Consider the following 21,906-nt stretch of genomic DNA (forward strand, 5'->3'; position numbering starts at 1 on the left):
ATTGAGTGATAAGCATCCCGAGGTTAGCGTTCTTGCACTTGCAGGAATATTTCGGCAATCGTCGGCTTCCACTCATGTTCCTGTAAGTCATCAAAAGCAATCTGAACTGTCCCTTCCTGATGCGACAAATACTTCTGAGCATCTTCTGGTAGGTTCGCAAGAATCAGCTCGTCCTGAAGAACAAAAAGGGAATCATTTAGGCTCATTTCCCGTATAACAGACAGTGGCCATTTGTATTTCATCAGAATTTTGTGGTGCAGGGCATTCTTACCTTGCAAAGGGAATACACCCGAACCGTATTTTTTACGGTGCTCATGTAAGAAAACATCCAGTATAAATATCTGCATTGTTCTGTTATCGACTTTTAGGCTGTCATTTGCATCTGCGTAGCCAACGTTTTTGATACCACGAACTTCGTTGATATGATTTTTTATGCTGTGCCATAAGTTTGAATAACCTGACATGTTGAACCTCCCAGTTCTTTGATGTGAGAGTCAACAGAATATACTGGGAATGGTTCAACACCAATTGTGTGAGTAAAAAATGAAGAAGCCGGATTGGGAGGCGATAAAGCGCGAGTACTGTGCCGGACAACTTTCAATTCGGTCGTTAGCTGAAAAGCACGGTGTAAGTGATACAGCAATACGGAAAAGGGCTAAATCAGAAGAATGGGTTAAACCCGAAAAAGTTCATACTACAAGTTCGCATAACTCTGGTGCGAACCAAAACGCGAACCTGCGAACCAAAGCTAAAAAATCAATTTCTCCAATTGAAAATCAAATCGATCCAAATTACTCACCAATTGAAAATCAAATTGAAGAAAGCTGCTCTATCGCCAGTAGATATGGGCTAAACGATATGCAGGCAAAATTTGTCAGTGAGTATTTAATTGATTTGGATAAGACAGCTGCTTATAAACGGGCCGGATATAAATGTGAGGGATTAACCGGTGCTGCCGCTGCCCGTCGGTTGTATCGCCATGTATCGGTAAACAAAGCCATACGTGACTCAATGGAAGCCAGAGAGAAACGGACGCACATCACGCAGGACGCTGTTTTAAATTGGTGGTGGGATATTGCCACAGCCAACGCTAACGAAATTTCAGAGTTTCGCCGTTTATGTTGCCGTCACTGTTGGGGGATTGAAAATAAATACCAGTGGATTAACGAGCAGGAATATCAGGAAGAGTCAGAGAAAAGAACCAATAACGGTAAACCTGCACCACTGGATGATGGCGGTTACGGTTTTGACAGTACGCTCGATCCCAGTCCAGATTGCTCACGTTGTAATGGTGAGGGGCAAGGCAGGGCGCATTTTCATGATTCACGGGATTTATCAGTTTCGGCACGCCGCCTTTATGCCGGTGTTAAGCAAGGTAAGTTTGGCTTAGAGGTCATTACCCGTAATCAGGACGACGCACTGAAAATGGTCGGGCAGCATTTGGGTATGCTGAAAAATAAAACTGAAATCAGCGGCCCTGATGGCGGTGCCATTAACCAGGTGAATTACACGCCAGAAGATTATGCGAACGCTCAGCAGATGTTAGAGGGTAAATTGCCGGGATTGGATTGAAGTCACTAAGAGTAAGAAAAATTGAAACTCAGATTTTTGGGGCTGATTAATAAACTCCCACCCACAATTTTTTCTGGCTGGGAGTTACTGTAAATATAAAGTACAAGAATAAAAAAACCGTAAAATTACTGCTTCTATAGGACAGGCTCAGTTGATTCTGAGAAAACGATTTTATCACATTCCTTGATCACATATGCCGGTATGAAGTCAAAATGAGTAGGGTCTAATTGACAGATAAATTCATTTTCAATGTGGTAGGTTTCGTTGATAAACTTTTGGATAACGGAATTTTTAACATCCATATCGAACAATCTGAAAACCTGAAGTTTTTCATATCCACTTTGGCAACTCCGGTATAAGGCTCTAATATTTTCATCATCGGATAATTCGGCATGAATGCGAGTATAATTAAATGTGCTGATCCGTTCGCTTATTTCGCCGCAGCCTTTAATTACCCGTAGACTATCCATTTCTGGATGCTGGCGGTTCTGATCCTGAGGTTCCCGGCTATCGGTAGGTTTTTCTCTTTTATGGAGGATATTTGATAAAACTTGATAGGCGTCACCTTTGTCATCCAAAATTTCATAATGTCTTCTTAGATAAATAAGTTTAATAATATCATTATATTCTGAATCGGTAACCGACTGGCAGATTTGGGCGAAAGTCTTAATATCGTTTTCACTAATCCTCTGCTCACAAATTTGATCATTATCGAGTCGTAGGTAGGATGCTGATACTTGATTGCTGAACTGATTTTTGACTGATTTTAATGTGTCAATAATTGGTTCAACGTCATGGGTTAGCATTAATACAGTTTTACCTTTGAGACAGTCTTTCGAATCACGGCGAAATAACATTTCTAGTATCGCGAACTTTTTATTTTTATCAAAGGAGGAGATAGGGTCATCCAATATTATAAGGCCAGGATTTTTTGCAAGACACTCATACATAAATAAAACGATTGCAAATGCGTTTCTTTCACCATAGCTCAAATGTTGGCTTCCACCACTGACGAATTCATCATGATCGACATGCTGAAGTTTTAGCCATGACTGCATACTGTCACCGATAATTTGTACTCTATATCGATATCCAGCATAAGATAGAAAGTTGTTAATATCTTTCTTATGTTTCTCAATTAGTTTTTTTATCTTACTTCTTTGTTGATTAATTTTCCCTTGAAGTTTACCAGCATGAACTATAAGCCCACTCAGAGAACTATTAATTTTATCAACGGTTTCTTGGGTTTTAGTAGACTGAAGCTCTGTGAAAAAATTAAGGTCTAGGATGTAGGATGCCAATTTTTCTGCAACGTTTTCTCCTTCCTCAAAGTGGAAACCTGATAACATTTTCAGTGTGTTTAACTTTTTGATAAGGTCATCTGTTTGTGACTTGATAGTGATAATATAAGTTTCATGCTGGTTCTCTAGTCCATTTTCAAGGTTGGTAATTGTTGCAAGATTCTCTCTTGCAGCCTCAGAGAAATACTCACCTAGGCTTTTAACAACATTGATAATTCCAATCAGATTTTTAATGACAGCTTTGTCATATTCCTGACTGACTTTCTGAATTTGCTCTTTCTTCACACTAGCATCTGAAGTGCAGAATGGACAACAATTGTCGGACAATGCGCTAAAATCTTCGTGTCCCTTTGTCTGCCACGAAATCCAGTCAACACTTTTATCACTTTGAATAAATGGTTTGTAAGACTCCAATCCAAGAGGTATATGTTTTATTTTGTTACCGGATGATAGGCCTTTCATGCCAGTTGTAGATTTGGAAAGTCCCGCTTTTGTCAGTTTGAACGCGTCAGCAAGCACTTGAAGATTTGATAATAGGGTTTCAAGGTCAGGATTATCAGTGAATACTTGCCTGATAGTGATAATTATTTCTTCTATTTCGCGTTCTGTCTCTCTGTATGCATCATTTTTTATCAAGATATCAAAGCTATTGCTGACTAGTTCATCAGGTTGAAATGTAAACTGGCTCACGTATTCTTCATTGAAGCACATTACCTGAGACAGGGCTTCAGTGCCGGTCACTAAAGGTTGTATATTATCAGGATTGTTGGTTCGAAATTTGAAGGGTAGTAACAGTTGTAAGGATTGTTGATTTTGAGTTTGGCTATACTGTATTGCCCTAGCAATAGTGCTTTTCCCTGTGCCATTGGGCGCAAATTTAATATTTAACTTACCTTCTGAAATGAGTATTTTTGCTTTATCAATGTTATTACAGTAATTAATCTCAACATCCATCAAACTTTCCTTTTAATTACAATAAATTATGATTTATATGAAAGTTAACATATTGCTTAAGATAGAAATGCGTCCAAACAGAAGGTTAATTTGCATACAGTAGAATTGTCGGCGAATCTCAAGTATAGAATGACCAAGAGAAAGAGAAGAACCCAAGGTCTGGCACATCTTTGTCCAGAAAAGAGGATATTTAAGCATGACTAGAAAGTGAGATTATTACATTAAGCTGACGTCTTTTCCTTGAGACTCAGTCATTGTGTTAATCAGTTCACAAATTGGCGAAATAAAACCAACCCGCAGGATCACCACATGAGCGATATTCTCGAATGGGAAAATCTGGATTTCCCGTCGCGTGTCGCCTTGAAATCCCGGTCTGAAAAATCATTTCTTAACTTTACCCGCATTTGGTTTGAGCTGTTGCAGAGTGACCGGCTATTGGTGAACTGGCATCATAAAATGATGGCCTCAAAGCTGGATGATTTGGTCAATAACCGGCTGCAACCGCGTAACCTGATTGTGAACGTGCCGCCAGGCGGGACTAAAACTGAGTTTATTTCGGTTCATCTGCCAGCCTATATCAATATGTTGGTGCAGACCGGCCAGTTACGGCGCTTTCGAAATCTCAATGTATCGTTTGCTGACACACTGGTAAAACGTAATAGCCGCCGCGCTCGCGATATTATCGCCAGCCCTGAGTATCAATCACTGTGGCCTTGCCGCTTTGGTATTAATCAGGCGGAAGAGTGGGAAATCGTTAATAGTCGGGGCCGAATGGTGGGGCAGACGGTTTCACGCTCCAGCGGTGGGCAATTAACCGGCGGTCGTGCGGGTTTCCCCGGCCCTGATTTTTCCGGCTTTGTCGGGCTGGATGATTACAACAAACCCGAAGATATGTTTTCGGCCACCAAACGGGCCAGTGCTAACCGTATTTTGGTGAACACCATCCGCTCACGACGCGGTGATAAGAGCAAAGAGCACCCGACACCCTTTGTTTCTATCCAGCAGCGGTTACATACCGATGACGCCACCGGATTTATGCTGTCCGGTAAGATGGGGGTGGATTTTCACCACATCACCATTCCGGCGCTGGTCAGTGAAGAATACATCGATGCATTGCCGGAGCCGTGGCGCTCGCAGTGCTGGTTCTCGGTTAAAAATAGTGAAAGTGTGGTGGTCGGCGGGGTGCGGTATTGGTCTTATTGGCCGGTAAACGAATATGTTGGTGATTTGCTACGGTTGTGGGAAAGCGACGAATACACTTTCATGTCGCAATATATGCAGCGCCCACGCGCATTGACTGGCGGGTTAATTGATACCGATTGGTTCAAACGTTACACCCATTTACCCCCACTGACTCACCGCGCCGTTTATGTTGATACCAACTCCGGCAAAATCGAAGATTACAACGACTATACCGTTTTTACCCTTGTGGGGATTGGCGTAGATGGCAATCTCTACATTATCGATAGCGTACGTGGGCGGTGGGACCCGGAAGACTTACTGACCACTGCCCAAGACTTATGGGAGAAATGGCGGCCGTATAATCCAAAACGCCCTGCGCCATTACGCCATATGGGCATCGAGGATAAGCAGGCTGGGCAAGGTCTGATTACCACGCTGGTAAAACGTAAAAGCATTCCCATCCTAACCATCCCGCGCGGCTCAGGCCAAAACAAGCTGATCCGCTGCCTGAATACTATTCCGCAAATGAAAACTGGCTGCGTCTATATTCCGGCACTGATGACCGACGACGGTCAAAAAATCCCGCAGGTGTATTACTGGGATGGCGCGGTTGCCGCCTCGACTGATTGGGTTGTGCCTACACTGACCGAATGCGCTGACTTCTCGGCTGATGATAGCCATAAAAACGACGATATTCTCGACACAATCATGGATTCGATAGAGATCGAATTAATTGCTGGTGGCAGCATCAGTTATGACAAGTGGGTTTAACGATGAGTGAAAAACTGGATTTTGGCGGTAAACCCCGGATTCGCCTGACTGCTGATGGTTTATCGAATGTCATGACGGGGATGGGAACAGACCGCGACAGGCGTATGTATAGCCGCTTTATGTATGGTGCGATGCAAGATTTTGCCGAGCTGGAGGCGGCTTATACCGAAAACTGGATTGCCCGGTCAATTATTGATATTCCGGTTGATGATGCAACGCGTGAATGGCGGTCATTTCCTTCCGATGATGCCACGGCTCTGCGCAATGCTGAGAACCATTTTAATATTCAAGGGATAACTCAAGAGTCCTTTAAATGGGCTGGGTTGTATGGTGGGGCGGGAGTATTGATGCTGACCGATCAGGATCTGTCTCATGAGTTGGAATTGAAGAATATCAAGAAAGACTCACTTAAACGCTTATTGGTTCTGGATCGCATGTTGGTCAACGGGCAGGAATACAACGTTTCTAACCCGTTGGCTGAGAACTTTATGCAGCCGGAATACTATTTAGTTAATGGTGGTCAGCAAAAAATTCATTTCAGCCATTTTGTGCGCGCACCGGGCGCAGCTTTGCCCATGCGCTTACGCATGATTAACGGCGGTTGGGATGATAGCCGCTTGAGGCGCTGCCTTGAAGATGTGAAAGATGCGGTCGCTGCCAAAGGGGGGATTTCCTCACTGATCCTGGAAGCGAATATCGACACCATCAGCAAAGAAAATTTAGCCACTGATTTAGCTTCTGGCGATATGGATGAAGCCATAGCCAAACGCTATAACACTTTTGGCATGATGAAATCGCTATTTCGACTGGCGTTGCTGGATTCCAAAGAGACCCTTGATCGCAAGCAAATCTCATTCGGCGGTTTGGGCGAAGTGTTGGCGGTGCTAATGGAGTGGACGGCTGGCGCATCTGGTATTCCGATGACACGCATATTTGGTGTGCAAGCCAAAGGAATGGGGGATTCGGGACAGGGTGACCAGAACAATTATTTCAATACCATCAAAGGGGATCAGGAAGCTAAATACCGTCCATTTCTGAAAAAATTGGATGAGGTATTGGTGCGTTCAACATTAGGCACCATGCCCGATGGTCTGGACTTTACCTTTGCGCCACTGTCGCAACCGACTGATACCGAGATATCTGCCCAGCGACTGGCTGATGCACAGGCTGATGATATTCGCCTGAATCAAAAGGTGGTATTGCCATCACAGGTGGCCCGTAAGCTGATGGAGCAAGGCGTTTATGGTATTCAAGAAGATGACATCACCCGACTTGAAGACGACGAATCCGCCGAACGGCAAGGTGATTATCAATTCAGGCTTGGCGACACTCCAGGCGATGATAAAAAACCAGCCACCACGCAGGAAGGCACAACTCAGGCCAGTTAAACAGACGGATGAAACCGAGCGCTACTATCGTGCTCAGTTGCGCGAGATGGTGCGATTGATGGCTCAGTCCGTCGATGAGGTATTAACACCAGTTCTGCGGCGTAATTACACGGCTGATAGTTATTTGGTCGATATCATTAAAGAGTCAATCAGACAGGCTGCCGACAAATTTAATAGCTCAGTGATGGGCCGTCAGGCCGACCGATTAGCCCAGCGAGTGGTTAGTCGTGCGGAGTCCGAAAGTTCAGCGGCGTTTGTTGAGCAAATCAATCGCGCTATCGGTATTGATATGACCTCACTTATGGTTAATGAGTCATTAGTGGATTATTTCGATGCCTCGGTCGAAAGCAATGTTGCCCTGATTAAATCGCTGTCCTCTGATTATTTCGATGATATTCAGCGGGAAGTGATGGATAGCATTATGCGTGGTGACTCGCTCACGACAATGGTCAGAAATATCCAACAAGTAACCGGGGCGACTTATCAACGGGCGCATCTTATTTCTCGTGACCAAACAGCCAGAATTCGTAGTGATATCACCCACACTCGTCAGGTGAGCGCGGGGATTGACCGTTTCCGCTGGTCTACCTCGCAAGATGTTCGGGTATCCGGTAACCCAGCAGGTAAATATCCGCGGGCTAAAATCAAATGCTTTGAGATTTCTCGCGTCAATGTGGGTTATGGAGCGGGCATTTATCTTTGGTCACGAGGGGCGGCTTATAACGGTGAAACAGGACTACTCCCCGGCAGAGCTCATATCGGTTGCCGCTGTCATGCTATACCCCAAATAAAGGGGCTTGATTACTAACAGGATTTATTATGCGGATCACCGTTCGTGACCGCGTGTCCTTTCCGATTAACTCCCAACGAGAAATCACCCCTGAGGGCTATTTAAAAGTCCCCGGGCGGGTTGCGCGCGTCGGTGTGCAGCAATATCTCGCCTCTGAACTGGGATTAACCGACAGGCCACCCGGTCAAATCGTCAATGTTTACCGACCACCTGTGGAGGTGTTTGATCCGGACAGTCTTGCCAGTTATGACAATAAAGACGTCACCATTGATCATCCTGATGACTTGGTGAATGCCCAAACGTTTAAACAGGTCACCGCCGGGCACGCGATTTCGCCGGGACGCCAGGATACCGATGACCCTGACTATGTGGTGGTTGATCTTCTGATAAAAGATCAATACGCCATTGATGCCATCAATCAAGATAAAGAGGAGTTATCCGCCGGCTACACCTCCGAATATCGCTATGCACCCGGTATCGCCCCCTGTGGTACTGCCTACGAATTTATTCAATGCACCATCACCATCAACCATATCGCACTGTGTGATCAGGCCAGAGCCGGACACATGGCGCGGTTATTTGACCGTAAACCCAAGGGAGTAAACCCCATGTATAAAGTTGTGCTGGATTCCGGCGTGCGCATCGAGGTGGCTGATGAGGCTACCCAGCAGCTGATCCAATCTTCTATGGATGCGTTAAACAAGCGTGTCACGGATGCGGAACAAGGGCAGGAAAAAGCCGAAGCTGCCAAAGATGAAGCAGAACAGAAGCTGCAAGAAGCAGAAGCAAAGACCGATGCAAAAGATGAAGAAATTGAACAGCTAAAAGAAAAATCTTCTGAGGATTCGATTGCTAAACAATTGGCTGATGTTGTCGCGGCTCGTGATTCCGCTATCAAAATTGCAGGTGCATATTTTACCTGTGACTCCGTAGTGCCCCTGAAAATCAAACGTGCCGCGCTGGATAGCGCTGGTATCAAATGCCGCAAATATACCTCATGGGATAAAGCGCCAGATACTTACGTATCAGCTTATTTCGATGCGGAAGAAGAGCGTCGGGAAAATGAGGATGACGATGATCCTGACGATAAAAATGACGTGAATGATTCCATCATCAATTTGGGCCGCGATATGAAGAAAGTTAAAACGGGGGATGCGCAAAACACCCGTGACAGCGTTCGTCAGAGCTGGTTAGACAAACGCTATGGCAAACAACCGGAGAATAAATAATGGCTATTGCTCAGAGTGAATTTACTAAGTGGCGCGGCAAGGCTTACGAGGGGCAAATTTCAACTACTGATGTTTGTGAAGTGGTATCCCGCCGGGTGGAAGCAAAAATACTGCCTTTTGGTCGAGCCGCTATCCGTGGTGTTGGGGCGCGCTCTTGTGCCCCAGTAACACCAGATACCACCGCCGCACAAATCATCGGATTCAGCGTCCGTTCAATGGCGGTATTTAGTAACAGTGTACCTACCAATCCACCAGATTATGAAGTGGGCTATGACGTTGATCATGTGGCGTCGTTACTGCGGCGTGGGCCGATGTTCGCTTTGTGTGTCGATGGTGCCAACGCAGGTGACTCAGTCACAGTAATTACGGCATTAGGGGCAAATCAGGGCCGATTAACTACCGGTGGTTCTGGAGTTGAATTGGATTTTGTCCGCTGGATTGATGATGTTGTCGCAGGTGAAGTGGGCGAAATTCGCGTTGATGGCATTTTAGCGTCAACGCCGGCTGCTGGCGGCGAATAAAATTTAAAGGAAAATATTCATGAAACAAAGTGTATTTGACGTCAGCCCGGTATCGGCGCTCTCTTTTTTGGTGCAACAAGCCGCGCATATTGAATCAGAAATTTACCGTCTGGAGTATCCGCAGTTTAAATACAGCACAATATTACCGCTGGATAACAGTGCACCTGACTGGGTAAAAGTGGTGGCGTTTCGCTCGATTGATGCTCGTGGTGAGTTGCAAGTATTTGGTCCGAACTCGACTGATGTACCAACCGTGGATATCGCCATGAATCAGGGCTTCCATGAAATTAAAACTGCAGCATTGGGTTACACCTACTCCATTGAGGAAATTGGTTTTGCCATGCTCAATAACGTCAATCTGGATGCTGAACGGGGTCAGGCAGTACGTGATGTCGTTGAACAAGGTCTGAATAAGATCTACTTGTTAGGCCACAATGACATTGGTGAAGGGCTATATACCAGCTCCAATGTGGGCATTGAGGCGGCTCCGGCAACCTTGGTCGAGTTGGTCGCGGATATTCCTACCAAGGGTACTCAGCCGATCATCGATTTCTTTGGTGCTGCTTATAATCAGGTGTACTTGAAAAACACCGTCACAGTTCATCGGCCAAATGGTTTTATTCTGCCCTCGGAACAACATCAGTTACTGATGCGTACCTTGCTCTCTACCCATAACGCTTCAAACGTCACGTTGTTGGAATTCCTACGTACCAACTTCAAAGATATGGACTTCGACGATGATATCTTGCTGGCCAGTGCCGGGGCCGCGGGGAAAGATCGCCTGATGGTGTACAAAAAAGATATGCGGGTAGTGAAAGGCCATGACGTGATGCCGTTGCGTTTTCTGGCGCCAGCCACACCAGACAACGTTAATTTCAAAGTGCCAGCTATTTTGCGTACCGGTGGTACGGAATGGCGTATTCCTAAAGCAGCTCACTATGTGGATGGGGTTTAATCATGTTTGAATTAACTAACTTGCATACTTCGCCGTTGACGGTCACTGATGATAAAACCGACCAACGCATCACGATTGCTGTCGGCCATTCTGCGGTGGTGAATGGCGATTTTATCCGTCACTTATTTACTCAGGCGGGCATGATGCGTGCCGAGCGATTCGATGAGCCATTTAATGAGCATGCTGATGATAGTGAGCTGGATATCACTGCGGTGCGTGATGAATATGAAGACTTATTCGGTAAAAAAGCCCCCTCGGCGGCTAAAGCGATAACCTTGCAAAAGGCGATTGATAGCAAAAAAAACGAGTTAGCGCACAACGATACCACCGAGCCGGCAAACCCAGCGGATGATACCGATAACATTGATAACCCGTCCGCGTGACGGGTTTTTGCTTTAGGGGGCGATGTGGATATTAGTGCGCAAATTGTGGCTGACTTTCGCGAGTATTACCCCGAATTCAGCGATATTACTTTGTGGGCCGAACAAACAGTCATACAGGCATTGGAGGAGGGCGACTCGGAAACGGGCAAACGTTGGCTGAAATATAATGCTCGTCCGGCATCAATCAAAAAGCGCGGCTTGTTTGCCTTTGCTGCTCATCGGCTGGTGATGCGCAAAAGGGCCATCAGTGGTGATGTCGGAGCAGCTTATGCTATCTCATCGAAATCAGTGGGGGATGAGTCGACCTCTTTTGCCGTTCCTGCAGTGACAGCAGACGATCTCAATATCAACGGTGACTTGCCACTGACCACCTACGGAGTGGAGTTTCTGCGATTGCGTCGCCGGGCCGGTACCGGAGGCATGATGGTATGAAATTGCGAGCTGAAGTTCGGGGTGGGAATAAACTGGCGCAGAAATTGCGTCAGATTCATGACCGAGTCACGGCAAAACGTCGAGTGCTGGTGGGGCTGCCGGAAGGTGCGGGTATTTATGAAGATGGTGTGCCTATCGTGGTGATTGGAGCGGTACAGGAATTTGGTTCCGCTGACGGGCGTATTCCCGAGCGTTCATTCCTTCGTGTACCGCTTCGCCAAAATCAGGACAATATTAAAAAAGGTTTCCGTGCACTTACTGCTCAGGTCACGCGTGGTGAGATCACTGCTTTCCAAATGCTGGATCAAATTGGTGCGCGTGCGGTGGGTTATTGCCAAGAAGCGATTGAAGCAGGTATTCAGCCCAAAAATGCTGATTCCACTGTAGCAGCTAAAGGCTCGTCAACACCGCTTATCAGGCATGGCGATTTAAAAGGCGCAATGACTCATATCGTGGAGGATTAATCATGTTCGGTAATGGTCTGGATATGCACGGGCATATTGATGCCACCTTTAATTCGCCTATTGAGGGCGGTATTCGGTTGATTCGACCGACTGCCGGTGACTATAGCGGCCCCGGTGGTATTTGGCAGCAGGGGGAACCGCAGGTCACCGAATTGCAGAAGGTGAATGTGCAGTCGGCAAAATGGAAAGATATTCAAATGCTGATCGGCATGGGCGGCACGGCTAACCCGCAGGATCTGCGAGTGGTGCACATCAACGATGGTGTGCATTATCTCTGGCCCGATGACGAAGGGAAATTTAGCGATTTACTCGAATTCAGCGATGGATTAGCAATGCGACAATGGCGGGTGGCTTCCTGTGATAACCGGCCTTGGCGAAGTTTTTGCCGCGCCGTAGTTGAACGCTATCGAGGAGCAGGCTAATGGAAACCATTGAAGAGATGTATCCGGTATTTCAGCAACTCATTTCACTCGCCGCTGCAGTCCCCCTCGAACGTGTTGTATTAGCCGATCAAGGCCGTAACCCACCAATCGGTAATAGCTTATATGCCACTTATAACCCGGTGCCGATTCGGGCCTATGGGCAAACGCGGCGCAAGCGCGAATTTATCCCGGCGATTGCTGAAACTGATCCGGCGCTAGGGGAGGAGTGGCAAGACTTGCAAGAAACAGCCTGTACATCAATGGAGTTTTTGCTGTCGGTGAATTTGCTCAATACGGGCGCGGCAACCGCCGCTATGCATTTAGCTAACGCCAATTTCGTGACGCCAGTCAGTGACTATCTGTTCCGCCATAAAATCGCCTGGCGGTTCTCCAGCAACTTTCGAAATCTCACTGGCTTATTGCAAGCTGGGCTGCAGCCACGCTATCAGGCTGACATCCATATATTCATTGAGAAAACCGTATCCTACGCCCTGTTAAGGGCGGCAGGGTTTGACATTCAAATTAGAGAAAGAGACTGCTCTTATGGCTTATCCGGTTGATAACATTATCCCCGTCAATCTTATTCTAACGGCAGCAGGGTTGGGGTACGGTGATTTTTCCAGCGCACTGGTTTTTGCTGATCTGTCTGATTTAGTTGAGGGAAGTGAGTTTGATGCAGATTCATTCCGTGACTATGCATCATTGCCAGAACTCGGTGCCGATTTCAAAACTGACAGCCCAATTTATTACATTGCCACCCGCTATTTTTCACAAATTCCCAAGCCGCCACAAATGACCGTTTGGATGAAAAACGATGAGCATTCACTGCTGGAAATAGTCAATAGCGCCACTGATCGAATCTGGCGCTATCACTACTTTTTCAAAATTGAAGATATGATTTCCAATGAGATTATTATTCAGTTAGCTGATTGGTCAGATGCTAATAGCCACCCGATTTGGTGGACATTCAGTGATGGCGAAATTATCGATCAAAATAAAACTGATGATGTGATATCCGTACTGAAAAGCAAAGGTAACCGTCATGTGTTTGCCGGATATAAAACTACCGAGTCAGTCACTACCGACCCCACACAAGCCTATTCGATGGTGCAGTTAGCCGCAGCATTCCATAAATTCAGACCAACAGGTTTAAATACCGCTATTACCGGTGAGTATCAGGTATTACCCGGTGTTATTGGCGATGATATGGCGACCAGTGCTTATAATGCCTTAAAAGCCAAGAACGCCGTGTTTTTTACCAAAATAGAATTGGCCGGTCAGATTGATAACAGCAGGGTGATTAATAGCAAATCGATGTCATCTTACGGCGAATTTATTGATGATGTGATTAATCTGGATGTACTGAAAAACCACATTCAGGTAGATGGCTACAACTATATTGCTAACGTTGGCACTAAGCGTGCGTTGACACCACGGGACTATGACGGGTTGCTATCGACGGTGGCTACGACTTGTAAGCGTTTTTTCAATAATGGTGTGCTCGGTACCGGCTCTTATGTTGATCCCGATGATGGCGTGACAAAAGTGGCTGATTTTGGCTTTGTTATCCGTTCCCGCCCAGAAGATGTGCTTTCTTTGACCTCAGACCAACGCAAAAAACGTGTTTACCCGTTAACTACTCTTTTAGTGATTTTAGGCCGTGCTGGCCATATTGCTGAAATTAATGCCACCGTGGAGTAATCCCTTATGACCATGCACAGATATGGTGCTGACGGCTCAAATTTAACCGTCTTTGGTATTCCTATTGATGATTTTGGCGATACGGACCCACCTATCACCATTGAAGATTTAGAGCCGCGAGCCGTTTTAAAGCGAGGTATCGGGGCAACTTCCGTTCGTCTGGATAATAAAACTCGCGCCAAGCGATTAACTATTAATTTGATACCCGGCTCAATTCAGGCTCGTCAGTTATTGGCGGTGGAAAAATCAGGTATTGATGCCACCTTTACCTTTTCACAGACCGGTACCGACGAACGCTTTGCCGGTTTCGACGGCATCATGACCAACCGCGGTTCGGCAACGCGTGCCGGTAAAAGCGGTGTGTCAGATGAACAATTTATTTTTGAATTTGCAGACTCTGAGGAAACCTAATTATGGGGCGTCAAATTGAAGTTATGATCGGTGACACCCTTTTCCGAGGGGCAACATCGCCGGCCAGAGATCAGGTGGAAATGCTGCAAATCGCCGCTAAGTCTGGTTTGTTACCGGCGATCAATCCCAATGTGGGTATTATGGGGCTGGCAGCGAGTCTCGCATCGGTGGACAGCATGAGCCTTAATCGTCTGCGGGATTTATGCTTGAAAAACGGCAATATCATTCGTCAGTCGGATAATGTACCGGTTGCCGAAAACCTGTTTCAGGATGAGGCACATAATTATTTGGTGCTGCTGGGACTGGTACTGAGGGAAAATATCGGCCCTTTTTGGCAACTCAGCAGCGGGGAGGAAAGCGAGAAAAGCAAAGCTCAGGACGTTCCCGTATAGATTGGTTCTTATGGCGACCTTGCGCTGGTGCCGGGCAACACTGCCCGCCGCTGGCAAGGTGGTCAGATATGCTGGATGGCACTTACACCATTGATGATGTGCAACTGATGCATGATGTGCTGGATGAGATTGCGGCGGTGGTGGAAAGGGGTAGGATCCAGCAATAAAGTATCAGGTATGGCAGCTATTTTTGAAAGAAAGAGCAGTGATGGAGTATCTCTGGGAGCAGAGTAACTAATAATTTATTGTTGTTTTTTTGCTACCTTAGATGTACTGTAGTTAAATACAGTAGTTGGTACTGTATTTAACTACATGATTACGATTTTTAAAAACATGCTTATTATAGGGGATTGTTAAGTAAACTTTAATATTTAGCCAATCTTGCAAGGGACTTATCATGGTAGAGCATGCAGCGGAGCTGTGTAAATCGTGTGGACGTGAAATTGACTTAGAGGCGCAAACTAAGGCTTGTGATTGTGGATATGATGAGTCCTTAGAGAAAGAGGATATCGTATATAAAGCACACAATGCTATTACTGCTAGGTTGGATGTAGTACCAGGTATAGGTGGTCTAGAGTTTAAGGCGACCACTGGCGAAATCTGGGGATTAGATGTCGATGATGTTCAATCATTTATATTGCAAGCAGAAAAAAAATTCAAATTAAAGCGTAAAAGCCATGGTTTTATTACAAAAAATGAACTCCCGAATAGTACAGCTTCGGTTTTAAAAAAATACATTAAGTCAGGTATTGATTTTAAAACGTTCGTTACTGCTTTCATGAATAATATAAAAACAGAAGCAGCACTCAATAGAAGAAAACCTTCTGGAGGATCTGTGGTTTTTATCCATTATCATACGGATAATGAAGTGGAAAGTGTCGGTAAATTATTTGTTATAATGGTCGATAACAACAGTGTTTTTAATTTTGATGAAAACCTAGTTCCTAAAAAACTACCATCTATAGATATGGATGCTTTGCGACAAGCAGTTTTTGTTGATCTTACATTGTTTGATGCTTCATACCCAGATGATGCAAGCGATCCTTATTTACAATTTATTACCGGCAAGTCAAATAGTAATTTTTTCAAAAAAGCCATTGGTTGCCAAGAAGATCTTAATAATAATAGAAGTGTAGAGGAGTCAGAGCAGGCTGTAAAAGATTTCATTGTTCATATGAAGTTAACTCCTATTGAAAAAATAAAGGTATTGAATTCAGTTAAACAGTTAATGCATGAAAAACTGAAAAATAAGACAAATAATAAAGTTACAATTTCAGATATAGAAAGCAGTATAGATAAAGTGCTTGCAGATGATTCTAATGCAAAGGGTAAATTTGCTAAATTTACATTGCTTGGTAATTATAAAATAGATGAATATTTCGAGCCAAGTATCAATTCAGGAAAGAAATTTGGGAAAATAGACTTATCTGATGAAGAGAAAGATTACTCATGCAGTATATCAGTTAGTGCTATTGGAATAGATAATGATTCTGAAGCAAAGGCAATATATAAAAAAGATGGTGGACTATTAATTATAAAACTATCTGAGAAAGACATCGGAAAAATGGATGTTATCTTTAGTGAAAATAAATAAATTATAGGGGGAGGCATGACAGTTAATGATGATTTTAGAGAGTTCGTTAACTCTTTTGCTTTGTCCTCTATTGATTTTAGCGATGGATTTGTATCTGTATGTTTAAATGAACAGTCAGTTAAAGCTGAAGACTTCTCGAAACAACTGAAAACGTATGGGCTAATAGCAGAGATTATTATCGATGAAAACACGTTGGCTTTTAGCATTGGTAGTGGGAGTTTTAGAGATGACTCTATAATATTCTCATCTCTAGAGTCGTTGTGGCGAAAAAGTTGCAGCCTATCTATGGTCCCTGAGAAGTTTTTATTACTAAGTGAGCAACGGAGTTCTTTTGATGATTTGTCTGAAATAAATAGCATAAAACAGTTTATTGAATGGAGAACAGTGCTTGTAAGACTATCAAACCATCATTTTGACACTAAGAGTATTTGGTACCTACCTGATGATGAGGGAGGAAAAGAAATTGTAGTAGAGATGCATGATAATTTATCTCGCGTCAAGAAAGTTAATTTCAGTTCATTATCTCTTGATAGTGCAAGCAAACTGATCATGACTTTAAATTTAGATGATGCTCAGTCGGGAGAGCGGAAATCTATACTGAAAAAAGCTATCAGTGATTTTGTTAAGAATGATAAGTCTATTGACAATATTATTACTGCCGGAGAAAGAGTATATAATCGTTACAATGATTTATTGGATCTTTACACAAAAAGATTTTCTGTAAATTCCATATTATCAGAAATTGAAAAGAAAAATCTCGAGTACACAACAAAAATAAATGAGTTTATTTCTTCTAGTCAAAGTAAAGCATTTGCTATTCCTGGTGCATTGATAGCGGTAGCTGCTTTAGCTAAGGTCACGAATGAATGGGAGTATTTGTTGGTGCTAATTGGATTATGGATGATATATTACATAACAAAAACATCTAATGATGTATTACGAGAATCATATGATCATTTGGTTTCTGATTTAGATGAGTCATTTTCAAGATACTATGAATTCGATGAAGGAAAAGAAGTAAGAAATTCTGCTACTAAGACATTAGAATCGTTAAAAATAAAAATACAGAATGCCAAGAGGCGACTTAATAATATAGATTCACTCGGTATTTTTATGTTTTTTCTAGGTGTGCTATATATTATTTTTAAATGATTTTATTGCCATTACTTAAAGATCTGATTTATTTCTATACCAAACCCGCCACTGCGCGGGTTTTTTTATACCTAAAATATGAGGTTTCCATGTCAGAGACAATTGATTCTCTATTGGTTTCCCTTGGCCTGGAAACAGATGCAAAGAGCTTTCAAACCGCCAATGATGCCGTTAAAGGGATTAAAGACGGCATATTGCAACTGGCCGCCGCAGCCGGTACTGGTGTTGGCTTAAAAGCCCTGACTGCTGATTTATCTGCCTCAGTATTAGAAATGGACAGGCTGAGTAAGATTACCAATTTTACCGTTAAACAGATCGATGGTCTGCGCTACGCGATGCGTAGTCTTGGTCTTAGCCCGGATGCAGCTAATCAGATTGTGCAGAAAATACCTGACCTGCAACAGCGTGCCAGACAAGGGGAGTTAGGCGATAAAGCCTATTGGAATGGTGCATTTAACCCGACGGAATTTGCTAATAAAACCGGCATGGACTCACTCAAGTATCTTATTGATGCTTACAGCAAAATGGATAATGACCAGCGGCGAAATCTACGCAGTGGAATTGGCAGCGGTGATAATGATCCCTTTACCCGTTTATTGGAGGGAGGTAGCAAGGGGCTTAATGCCTCACTGAAAAATTTTGACGAGTTATATAAACCGCTCGATCCCAAACTTATTGATTCAGCTAACGAGTTTAATAAAGAAATGGCGGATTTGGCGACTAACTTTGACAATCTGGCCCGTTCAATGGGTGGCGACTTACTGCCAATCATCAATGCGTTACTAGAAAGCATTAATCAGTTTATTAAAGAAAATCCCGAAGTTTCAAAAGCTATTTTGACTGCAGCAGGTTTGGCCGGTACCGCTGGTGCATTAAAATTTGTCGGTGGCATATTACCCGGAGGCGGGAAACCATCAGTCGGAGCTGGTGGACGTGGTTGGTTGTCTCGCTTACTGGTTAATCCGGTCACTATTGGCGCGACGGCTGCATTGACGCCCGGTAACATTTTCACTAGTGCCGAAGATGCCAAAGCAATGAGTAATCCTGAAGCGATAGGGCGCCAGAACTGGGCTAAAAATAACCCTGGAGTGCCTTACCCCAATGATACCCGTGACCTTAATAATCTGGTTGATGATCCGAACGTTCGCCAGTATCTGGATGTGTTATCTAAAGCTGAGGGAACTGCTGGTTATGCCAATTCTGGCTATAACACAATGTTTGGCGGCGACCAGTTCTATGACAGCAGTGACCACCCACGGCAATTAAAAGAGTTCACGCAAACCGACGGCGCTAAAAATAAAACTTCGGCTGCCGGACGTTATCAGTTCACCAGCGATTCTTGGGACGATGCTGCTAAAGCGCTTAATCTGACGGACTTCTCCCCGCGTAGTCAGGATCTTGCCGCACTGTTTCTGATCCAACGCGCCGGCCAGTTAGAAAATGTTGCGAGTGGTAATTTTGCTGATGCTACTGGTGGGTTGGGCGGAGTGTGGGCTTCGTTGCCCTCATCAAATTATGCGCAACCGAAACGCTCATGGGAAGAGATTCAGGGCTACAGTGACCGCCAGATGACCCCCACACAATCAGTTACGGCGTCCATGTCTCGTGGTGATGTCAGATTGGAGCAACACAATATTATCCATGTGGGGACGGTAGGCGGTGATAGCGAATCAATTCGCAACGGGGTGTTACAGGCAACAACTCAATTAGCCCAGCAAGCGCGCGATATGATGCATACGGAGCACTACTAATGGCTATTACCGGATTATTTACCCGTAACCGCCCTAAAATCGGCAACCTCTATTTTGATGCGCTATTAGAAGAGTCGAGTGAGTTACGCACTGATGTCAGTGAGTTCCCGTTGGAAGATGCGAATACCGCCCATGATAACGCGGTGACACGCGCATTGGCCCTAACCATGATCATCGGCGTGTCTGATAACTGGTTTCGTGAACTGCTGGCCCAACAAGACAGCAGTATTGCCGGGCTGTTGGGGGCCGGTGCGAGTATCACCACCGGTATGGCGGCCAGTTTGCTCTCTGGTAGGGCGGCGGCGCTGGCCGGGGTGGCAGCTTCGGTCGGCACCAGTTTGTATTCCGGTACATTAGGCTCACAATCACGCTCAACCCGCTCACAAAATTTACTCGAGCAATTACGTGAATTACAACGCTCACATACACCGTTCGAATTAGTGGCCAGTCGGGGAGCCGCTTATAAAAATTGCCTGATCACCAACACTCGTACCCAATTGAAAAAAGAGAATGAGGGTGGGCTGGAGATTGTGGTTGAACTGTTGCAGCTCAATATTATTTACGACACGGTCACTGAAACTAATGACAATTTGCCCTATGGCGATAGTGCTGCCACTCAGGGGCAACGTGAATATTCATTTGGTGAAGTTTTCGTCGAGGCCACGTAATGAAAGTTATCCCATTAAACAATGGGTACGCGGTGCAGCGTTTCCGGGTGCAATTAAATAATCACTATCTGGTATTTCGTTTGCACTGGCTTACCCGTTTTAATTATTTCTGTGTCGATATTTATGAACAGGGCGAGCCGGTAGTTTTGGGGCGTTCTTTGCATATTGGCGTTAATTTATTGGCGGGACTCAATACCGATATTGGTCCACTGATATTAGCCGGGGATACACCGACTATCGCCAATCTTGGCATTAATAATCGCCTGACATGGTACCCCGATAATGAGTAGCTATTTTGGCCGCAATTACCTACTGACCATTACCCCAGTGAGTGGCGATGAACTTACCTATCAGCCGCCATTAGAGATCCGCTTTGCTGTCGATAATACCCCGCAGAATGTCGATGCCACCGCCAGAATCACTTTATACGGTGTTTCAGCACGCACCCGAGCCTTAATTCAACGCTATGACGATAAGGAAAAACGTTATGGAAATCTGGTATTAAAGGCCGGTTATGGCGAAAACATCGGCACGATATTCAGCGGACGTATTCACAATGTCGAAGTGGTCAAAGAGGGGGTAAATACCTGTCTACGGTTATATTGCCGCACTATAGGGCTTGAATGGAATACTGCCAGTTTTAAAGTATGGGGAGCCAATACTCCCGCCATAAAAATGCTGAAAGATGTCGCAGGTGAATTTGGTCTTGATGTTGAAGTGATTGGTGATTTTTCAGATCTTCCCCGTTTTGCCTTTTCCTATAATGCCGGTGGTCGACTGTGTCGTGATATTTTGAATGCTTTACGGGAGGATTGGAAATATTACTGGATGCTAACACCTACGCGAGTTTTATTGGGTAGGGAAGGTGCAGCAAGAAATGGGGTAACCCACGATATAACTGCTCAAAATGGTATGGAAAGCGTCCCGCGCTGGTATCTCAGTACCATGGAAATTGACGTCAAAATGAATCATCAAATTCAGCCGGCCGATGTGATTAATGTTACGTCGAGTTTTTGGACGATTAATTTTAGCGGCATGTATAACACCGACCTCAATAATCTGGCGAATATTCAGCAGCAAACCGGCCAATTTAATGTGTTGCGTACCTACCATGAAGGCACTCTGTGGGGTGACATCTGGAAAACCACGCTGATCAGTCAATGGCGTATACCCTGAGGTAATGATGATTGAGAGCAATCCGCTGTATACCACTATGATGCTGCTCAAACGCGATATGGTGCGTGACCTGATGATTGGAATGCCCGGCAAAGTCATTAGTTATAACGCCGATCTGCAACGCGCAGTGGTGGAGTGCGGCATTCAACGTCATATCGGTGACGGTCAATTTAAGACACTACCCGTTATCGAACATGTGCCAGTGCAATTTTCGGGCAGCGCCGAATGGACGGTTTTTCATGAGTTGCCTGCGGGTACCGAAGGCTATATCCATTTCAGCCAACGTTCTATTGATAACTGGCTAAGTCAGGGCGGGCCGGTAGCACCACTGGATGCACGGATGTTTAATCCGTCTGATGCTTTCTTTGCTCCGGGTTACCGCTCACAGCAAACCGCGATTGCGGGCTTGCCGACGGAAGGGATTGGTTTAAGTAACCAAAGTGGCGGGGTTCGCATTCATCTCACTGATGTTGGAATTACTTTGACGGCAGGAGGTACCACATTGGCGCTTACCGAATCCGGCATGAGCTACAGCGGCCCTGAGTTTACCAACAATGGGCAAACTACCCTGAATGGTCGCACTGAGGTAACCCAAGGCGGTTTGGCAGTTGAAGCATTGGAAGTTGGTGACCACGATCACGGTGGTGTGCAGCATGGCAATAATCGCACGGATGGGCCGCAGTAAACCATTACCCAG

25 protein-coding genes are annotated in these 21,906 nt (G+C 45.0%); 23 read left to right on the plus strand and 2 right to left on the minus strand.

From position 1 onward, the window contains the following. Positions 1-23: 23 nt before the first annotated feature. On the minus strand, positions 24-464 hold the full coding sequence (locus tag N0H69_RS12540) for an ECs1072 family phage-associated protein (RefSeq protein ID WP_050121154.1): 441 nt from the start codon (positions 462-464) through the stop codon (positions 24-26). A gap of 394 nt (positions 465-858) precedes the next feature. Between N0H69_RS12540 and N0H69_RS12545 the strand changes: the two genes are divergently transcribed. Continuing rightward, positions 859-1,572, plus strand: a complete 714-nt coding sequence (locus N0H69_RS12545) for a terminase small subunit (protein WP_253272090.1) — start codon at positions 859-861, stop codon at positions 1,570-1,572. A 134-nt stretch (positions 1,573-1,706) separates the two neighbouring features. Here N0H69_RS12545 and N0H69_RS12550 read toward each other — a convergent pair whose 3' ends face one another. Continuing rightward, positions 1,707-3,827: an AAA family ATPase gene (locus tag N0H69_RS12550; protein WP_050152200.1), complete on the minus strand. Its 2,121-nt coding sequence runs from the start codon at positions 3,825-3,827 to the stop codon at positions 1,707-1,709. 309 nt (positions 3,828-4,136) lie between these two features. On the opposite strand from N0H69_RS12550, the gene terL reads away from it, so the two are divergent. The 22 genes from terL to N0H69_RS12655 all read left to right on the plus strand — a co-directional run bounded on the left by terL (position 4,137) and on the right by N0H69_RS12655 (position 21,894). After that, positions 4,137-5,780, plus strand: coding sequence for a phage terminase large subunit (terL, locus tag N0H69_RS12555; protein ID WP_050152199.1), 1,644 nt, complete (start codon positions 4,137-4,139; stop codon positions 5,778-5,780). A gap of 2 nt (positions 5,781-5,782) precedes the next feature. Next, entirely contained in the window at positions 5,783-7,168 is a 1,386-nt protein-coding gene (locus N0H69_RS12560) for a DUF1073 domain-containing protein (protein WP_004712354.1), read from the plus strand. Next, a complete protein-coding gene (locus tag N0H69_RS12565) occupies positions 7,119-7,976 on the plus strand; it encodes a phage minor head protein (RefSeq protein WP_253271956.1) in 858 nt (285 codons plus the stop codon). The genes N0H69_RS12560 and N0H69_RS12565 overlap by 50 nt, the downstream gene beginning before the upstream one ends. Before the next feature lie 11 nt (positions 7,977-7,987). Beyond that, positions 7,988-9,187, plus strand: a complete 1,200-nt coding sequence (locus N0H69_RS12570) for a DUF2213 domain-containing protein (RefSeq protein WP_050152198.1) — start codon at positions 7,988-7,990, stop codon at positions 9,185-9,187. Next, the gene (locus tag N0H69_RS12575; protein ID WP_050152197.1) at positions 9,187-9,708 is read left to right on the plus strand and encodes a structural cement protein Gp24; all 522 of its coding nucleotides are present in this window, start codon (positions 9,187-9,189) and stop codon (positions 9,706-9,708) included. Before N0H69_RS12570 ends, N0H69_RS12575 begins: the two co-directional genes overlap by 1 nt. A 19-nt stretch (positions 9,709-9,727) precedes the next feature. Then, entirely contained in the window at positions 9,728-10,663 is a 936-nt protein-coding gene (locus N0H69_RS12580; protein WP_050152196.1) for a DUF2184 domain-containing protein, read from the plus strand. A gap of 2 nt (positions 10,664-10,665) precedes the next feature. Further along, the gene (locus tag N0H69_RS12585; RefSeq protein WP_050152195.1) at positions 10,666-11,046 is read left to right on the plus strand and encodes a hypothetical protein; all 381 of its coding nucleotides are present in this window, start codon (positions 10,666-10,668) and stop codon (positions 11,044-11,046) included. 24 nt (positions 11,047-11,070) lie between these two features. Beyond that, the gene (locus N0H69_RS12590; RefSeq protein ID WP_050152194.1) at positions 11,071-11,478 is read left to right on the plus strand and encodes a DUF4054 domain-containing protein; all 408 of its coding nucleotides are present in this window, start codon (positions 11,071-11,073) and stop codon (positions 11,476-11,478) included. Next, positions 11,475-11,942, plus strand: coding sequence for a hypothetical protein (locus N0H69_RS12595; RefSeq protein WP_050152193.1), 468 nt, complete (start codon positions 11,475-11,477; stop codon positions 11,940-11,942). Before N0H69_RS12590 ends, N0H69_RS12595 begins: the two co-directional genes overlap by 4 nt. Before the next feature lie 2 nt (positions 11,943-11,944). Beyond that, positions 11,945-12,364, plus strand: coding sequence for a hypothetical protein (locus N0H69_RS12600; protein WP_050152192.1), 420 nt, complete (start codon positions 11,945-11,947; stop codon positions 12,362-12,364). After that, positions 12,364-12,924 (plus strand): phage neck terminator protein, encoded by a 561-nt coding sequence (locus N0H69_RS12605; protein WP_050152191.1) that lies wholly within the window; start codon positions 12,364-12,366, stop codon positions 12,922-12,924. Before N0H69_RS12600 ends, N0H69_RS12605 begins: the two co-directional genes overlap by 1 nt. Further along, positions 12,908-14,065, plus strand: coding sequence for a DUF3383 family protein (locus N0H69_RS12610; RefSeq protein ID WP_050152190.1), 1,158 nt, complete (start codon positions 12,908-12,910; stop codon positions 14,063-14,065). The genes N0H69_RS12605 and N0H69_RS12610 overlap by 17 nt, the downstream gene beginning before the upstream one ends. 6 nt (positions 14,066-14,071) lie before the next feature. Beyond that, positions 14,072-14,476 carry a hypothetical protein gene (locus N0H69_RS12615; RefSeq protein WP_004712345.1) on the plus strand — a complete coding sequence of 135 codons (405 nt, stop codon included), beginning with the start codon at positions 14,072-14,074 and terminating at the stop codon, positions 14,474-14,476. A 2-nt stretch (positions 14,477-14,478) separates the two neighbouring features. Further along, the gene (locus N0H69_RS12620; protein WP_050152189.1) at positions 14,479-14,868 is read left to right on the plus strand and encodes a hypothetical protein; all 390 of its coding nucleotides are present in this window, start codon (positions 14,479-14,481) and stop codon (positions 14,866-14,868) included. Positions 14,869-14,936: 68 nt separating this feature from the next. Then, positions 14,937-15,035, plus strand: a complete 99-nt coding sequence (locus N0H69_RS22350) for a hypothetical protein (RefSeq protein WP_511262230.1) — start codon at positions 14,937-14,939, stop codon at positions 15,033-15,035. Between the two features lie 230 nt (positions 15,036-15,265). Next, complete coding sequence (locus N0H69_RS12625; RefSeq protein ID WP_050152188.1) at positions 15,266-16,462, plus strand: nucleoid-associated anti-phage protein; 1,197 nt, start codon at positions 15,266-15,268, stop codon at positions 16,460-16,462. Between the two features lie 15 nt (positions 16,463-16,477). After that, on the plus strand, positions 16,478-17,614 hold the full coding sequence (locus tag N0H69_RS12630; RefSeq protein ID WP_050152187.1) for an anti-phage protein: 1,137 nt from the start codon (positions 16,478-16,480) through the stop codon (positions 17,612-17,614). Positions 17,615-17,703: 89 nt separating this feature from the next. Next, positions 17,704-19,365 carry a glycoside hydrolase family 24 protein gene (locus tag N0H69_RS12635; RefSeq protein ID WP_050152247.1) on the plus strand — a complete coding sequence of 554 codons (1,662 nt, stop codon included), beginning with the start codon at positions 17,704-17,706 and terminating at the stop codon, positions 19,363-19,365. Beyond that, positions 19,365-20,033, plus strand: coding sequence for a phage baseplate protein (locus tag N0H69_RS12640; RefSeq protein ID WP_050152186.1), 669 nt, complete (start codon positions 19,365-19,367; stop codon positions 20,031-20,033). The genes N0H69_RS12635 and N0H69_RS12640 overlap by 1 nt, the downstream gene beginning before the upstream one ends. Beyond that, the gene (locus N0H69_RS12645; RefSeq protein ID WP_050152185.1) at positions 20,033-20,323 is read left to right on the plus strand and encodes a phage baseplate plug family protein; all 291 of its coding nucleotides are present in this window, start codon (positions 20,033-20,035) and stop codon (positions 20,321-20,323) included. Before N0H69_RS12640 ends, N0H69_RS12645 begins: the two co-directional genes overlap by 1 nt. Further along, positions 20,316-21,209, plus strand: coding sequence for a hypothetical protein (locus N0H69_RS12650; protein ID WP_050152184.1), 894 nt, complete (start codon positions 20,316-20,318; stop codon positions 21,207-21,209). The genes N0H69_RS12645 and N0H69_RS12650 overlap by 8 nt, the downstream gene beginning before the upstream one ends. Positions 21,210-21,213: 4 nt before the next feature. Continuing rightward, positions 21,214-21,894 carry a Gp138 family membrane-puncturing spike protein gene (locus N0H69_RS12655; protein ID WP_253272091.1) on the plus strand — a complete coding sequence of 227 codons (681 nt, stop codon included), beginning with the start codon at positions 21,214-21,216 and terminating at the stop codon, positions 21,892-21,894. Positions 21,895-21,906: the final 12 nt, after the last annotated feature.

The organism is Yersinia alsatica (assembly GCF_025133195.1).
GTDB lineage: Bacteria > Pseudomonadota > Gammaproteobacteria > Enterobacterales > Enterobacteriaceae > Yersinia > Yersinia alsatica.

Excerpts from the sequence above, each read along its gene's own strand:
- N0H69_RS12600 (WP_050152192.1), top strand. The coding sequence starts at position 11,945 with ATGTTCGGTAATGGTCTGGATATGCACGGGCATATTGATGCCACCTTT.
- N0H69_RS12560 (WP_004712354.1), top strand. The coding sequence starts at position 5,783 with ATGAGTGAAAAACTGGATTTTGGCGGTAAACCCCGGATTCGCCTGACT.
- N0H69_RS12615 (WP_004712345.1), top strand. The coding sequence starts at position 14,072 with ATGACCATGCACAGATATGGTGCTGACGGCTCAAATTTAACCGTCTTT.
- N0H69_RS12580 (WP_050152196.1), top strand. The coding sequence starts at position 9,728 with ATGAAACAAAGTGTATTTGACGTCAGCCCGGTATCGGCGCTCTCTTTT.
- N0H69_RS12645 (WP_050152185.1), top strand. The coding sequence starts at position 20,033 with ATGAAAGTTATCCCATTAAACAATGGGTACGCGGTGCAGCGTTTCCGG.
- N0H69_RS22350 (WP_511262230.1), top strand. The coding sequence starts at position 14,937 with ATGCTGGATGGCACTTACACCATTGATGATGTGCAACTGATGCATGAT.
- N0H69_RS12570 (WP_050152198.1), top strand. The coding sequence starts at position 7,988 with ATGCGGATCACCGTTCGTGACCGCGTGTCCTTTCCGATTAACTCCCAA.
- terL (WP_050152199.1), top strand. The coding sequence starts at position 4,137 with ATGAGCGATATTCTCGAATGGGAAAATCTGGATTTCCCGTCGCGTGTC.
- N0H69_RS12655 (WP_253272091.1), top strand. The coding sequence starts at position 21,214 with ATGATGATTGAGAGCAATCCGCTGTATACCACTATGATGCTGCTCAAA.
- N0H69_RS12630 (WP_050152187.1), top strand. The coding sequence starts at position 16,478 with ATGACAGTTAATGATGATTTTAGAGAGTTCGTTAACTCTTTTGCTTTG.
- N0H69_RS12565 (WP_253271956.1), top strand. The coding sequence starts at position 7,119 with ATGATAAAAAACCAGCCACCACGCAGGAAGGCACAACTCAGGCCAGTT.
- N0H69_RS12550 (WP_050152200.1), bottom strand. The coding sequence starts at position 3,827 with ATGGATGTTGAGATTAATTACTGTAATAACATTGATAAAGCAAAAATA.
- N0H69_RS12595 (WP_050152193.1), top strand. The coding sequence starts at position 11,475 with ATGAAATTGCGAGCTGAAGTTCGGGGTGGGAATAAACTGGCGCAGAAA.
- N0H69_RS12540 (WP_050121154.1), bottom strand. The coding sequence starts at position 464 with ATGTCAGGTTATTCAAACTTATGGCACAGCATAAAAAATCATATCAAC.
- N0H69_RS12620 (WP_050152189.1), top strand. The coding sequence starts at position 14,479 with ATGGGGCGTCAAATTGAAGTTATGATCGGTGACACCCTTTTCCGAGGG.
- N0H69_RS12650 (WP_050152184.1), top strand. The coding sequence starts at position 20,316 with ATGAGTAGCTATTTTGGCCGCAATTACCTACTGACCATTACCCCAGTG.
- N0H69_RS12640 (WP_050152186.1), top strand. The coding sequence starts at position 19,365 with ATGGCTATTACCGGATTATTTACCCGTAACCGCCCTAAAATCGGCAAC.
- N0H69_RS12635 (WP_050152247.1), top strand. The coding sequence starts at position 17,704 with ATGTCAGAGACAATTGATTCTCTATTGGTTTCCCTTGGCCTGGAAACA.
- N0H69_RS12585 (WP_050152195.1), top strand. The coding sequence starts at position 10,666 with ATGTTTGAATTAACTAACTTGCATACTTCGCCGTTGACGGTCACTGAT.
- N0H69_RS12545 (WP_253272090.1), top strand. The coding sequence starts at position 859 with ATGCAGGCAAAATTTGTCAGTGAGTATTTAATTGATTTGGATAAGACA.
- N0H69_RS12605 (WP_050152191.1), top strand. The coding sequence starts at position 12,364 with ATGGAAACCATTGAAGAGATGTATCCGGTATTTCAGCAACTCATTTCA.
- N0H69_RS12625 (WP_050152188.1), top strand. The coding sequence starts at position 15,266 with ATGGTAGAGCATGCAGCGGAGCTGTGTAAATCGTGTGGACGTGAAATT.
- N0H69_RS12575 (WP_050152197.1), top strand. The coding sequence starts at position 9,187 with ATGGCTATTGCTCAGAGTGAATTTACTAAGTGGCGCGGCAAGGCTTAC.
- N0H69_RS12610 (WP_050152190.1), top strand. The coding sequence starts at position 12,908 with ATGGCTTATCCGGTTGATAACATTATCCCCGTCAATCTTATTCTAACG.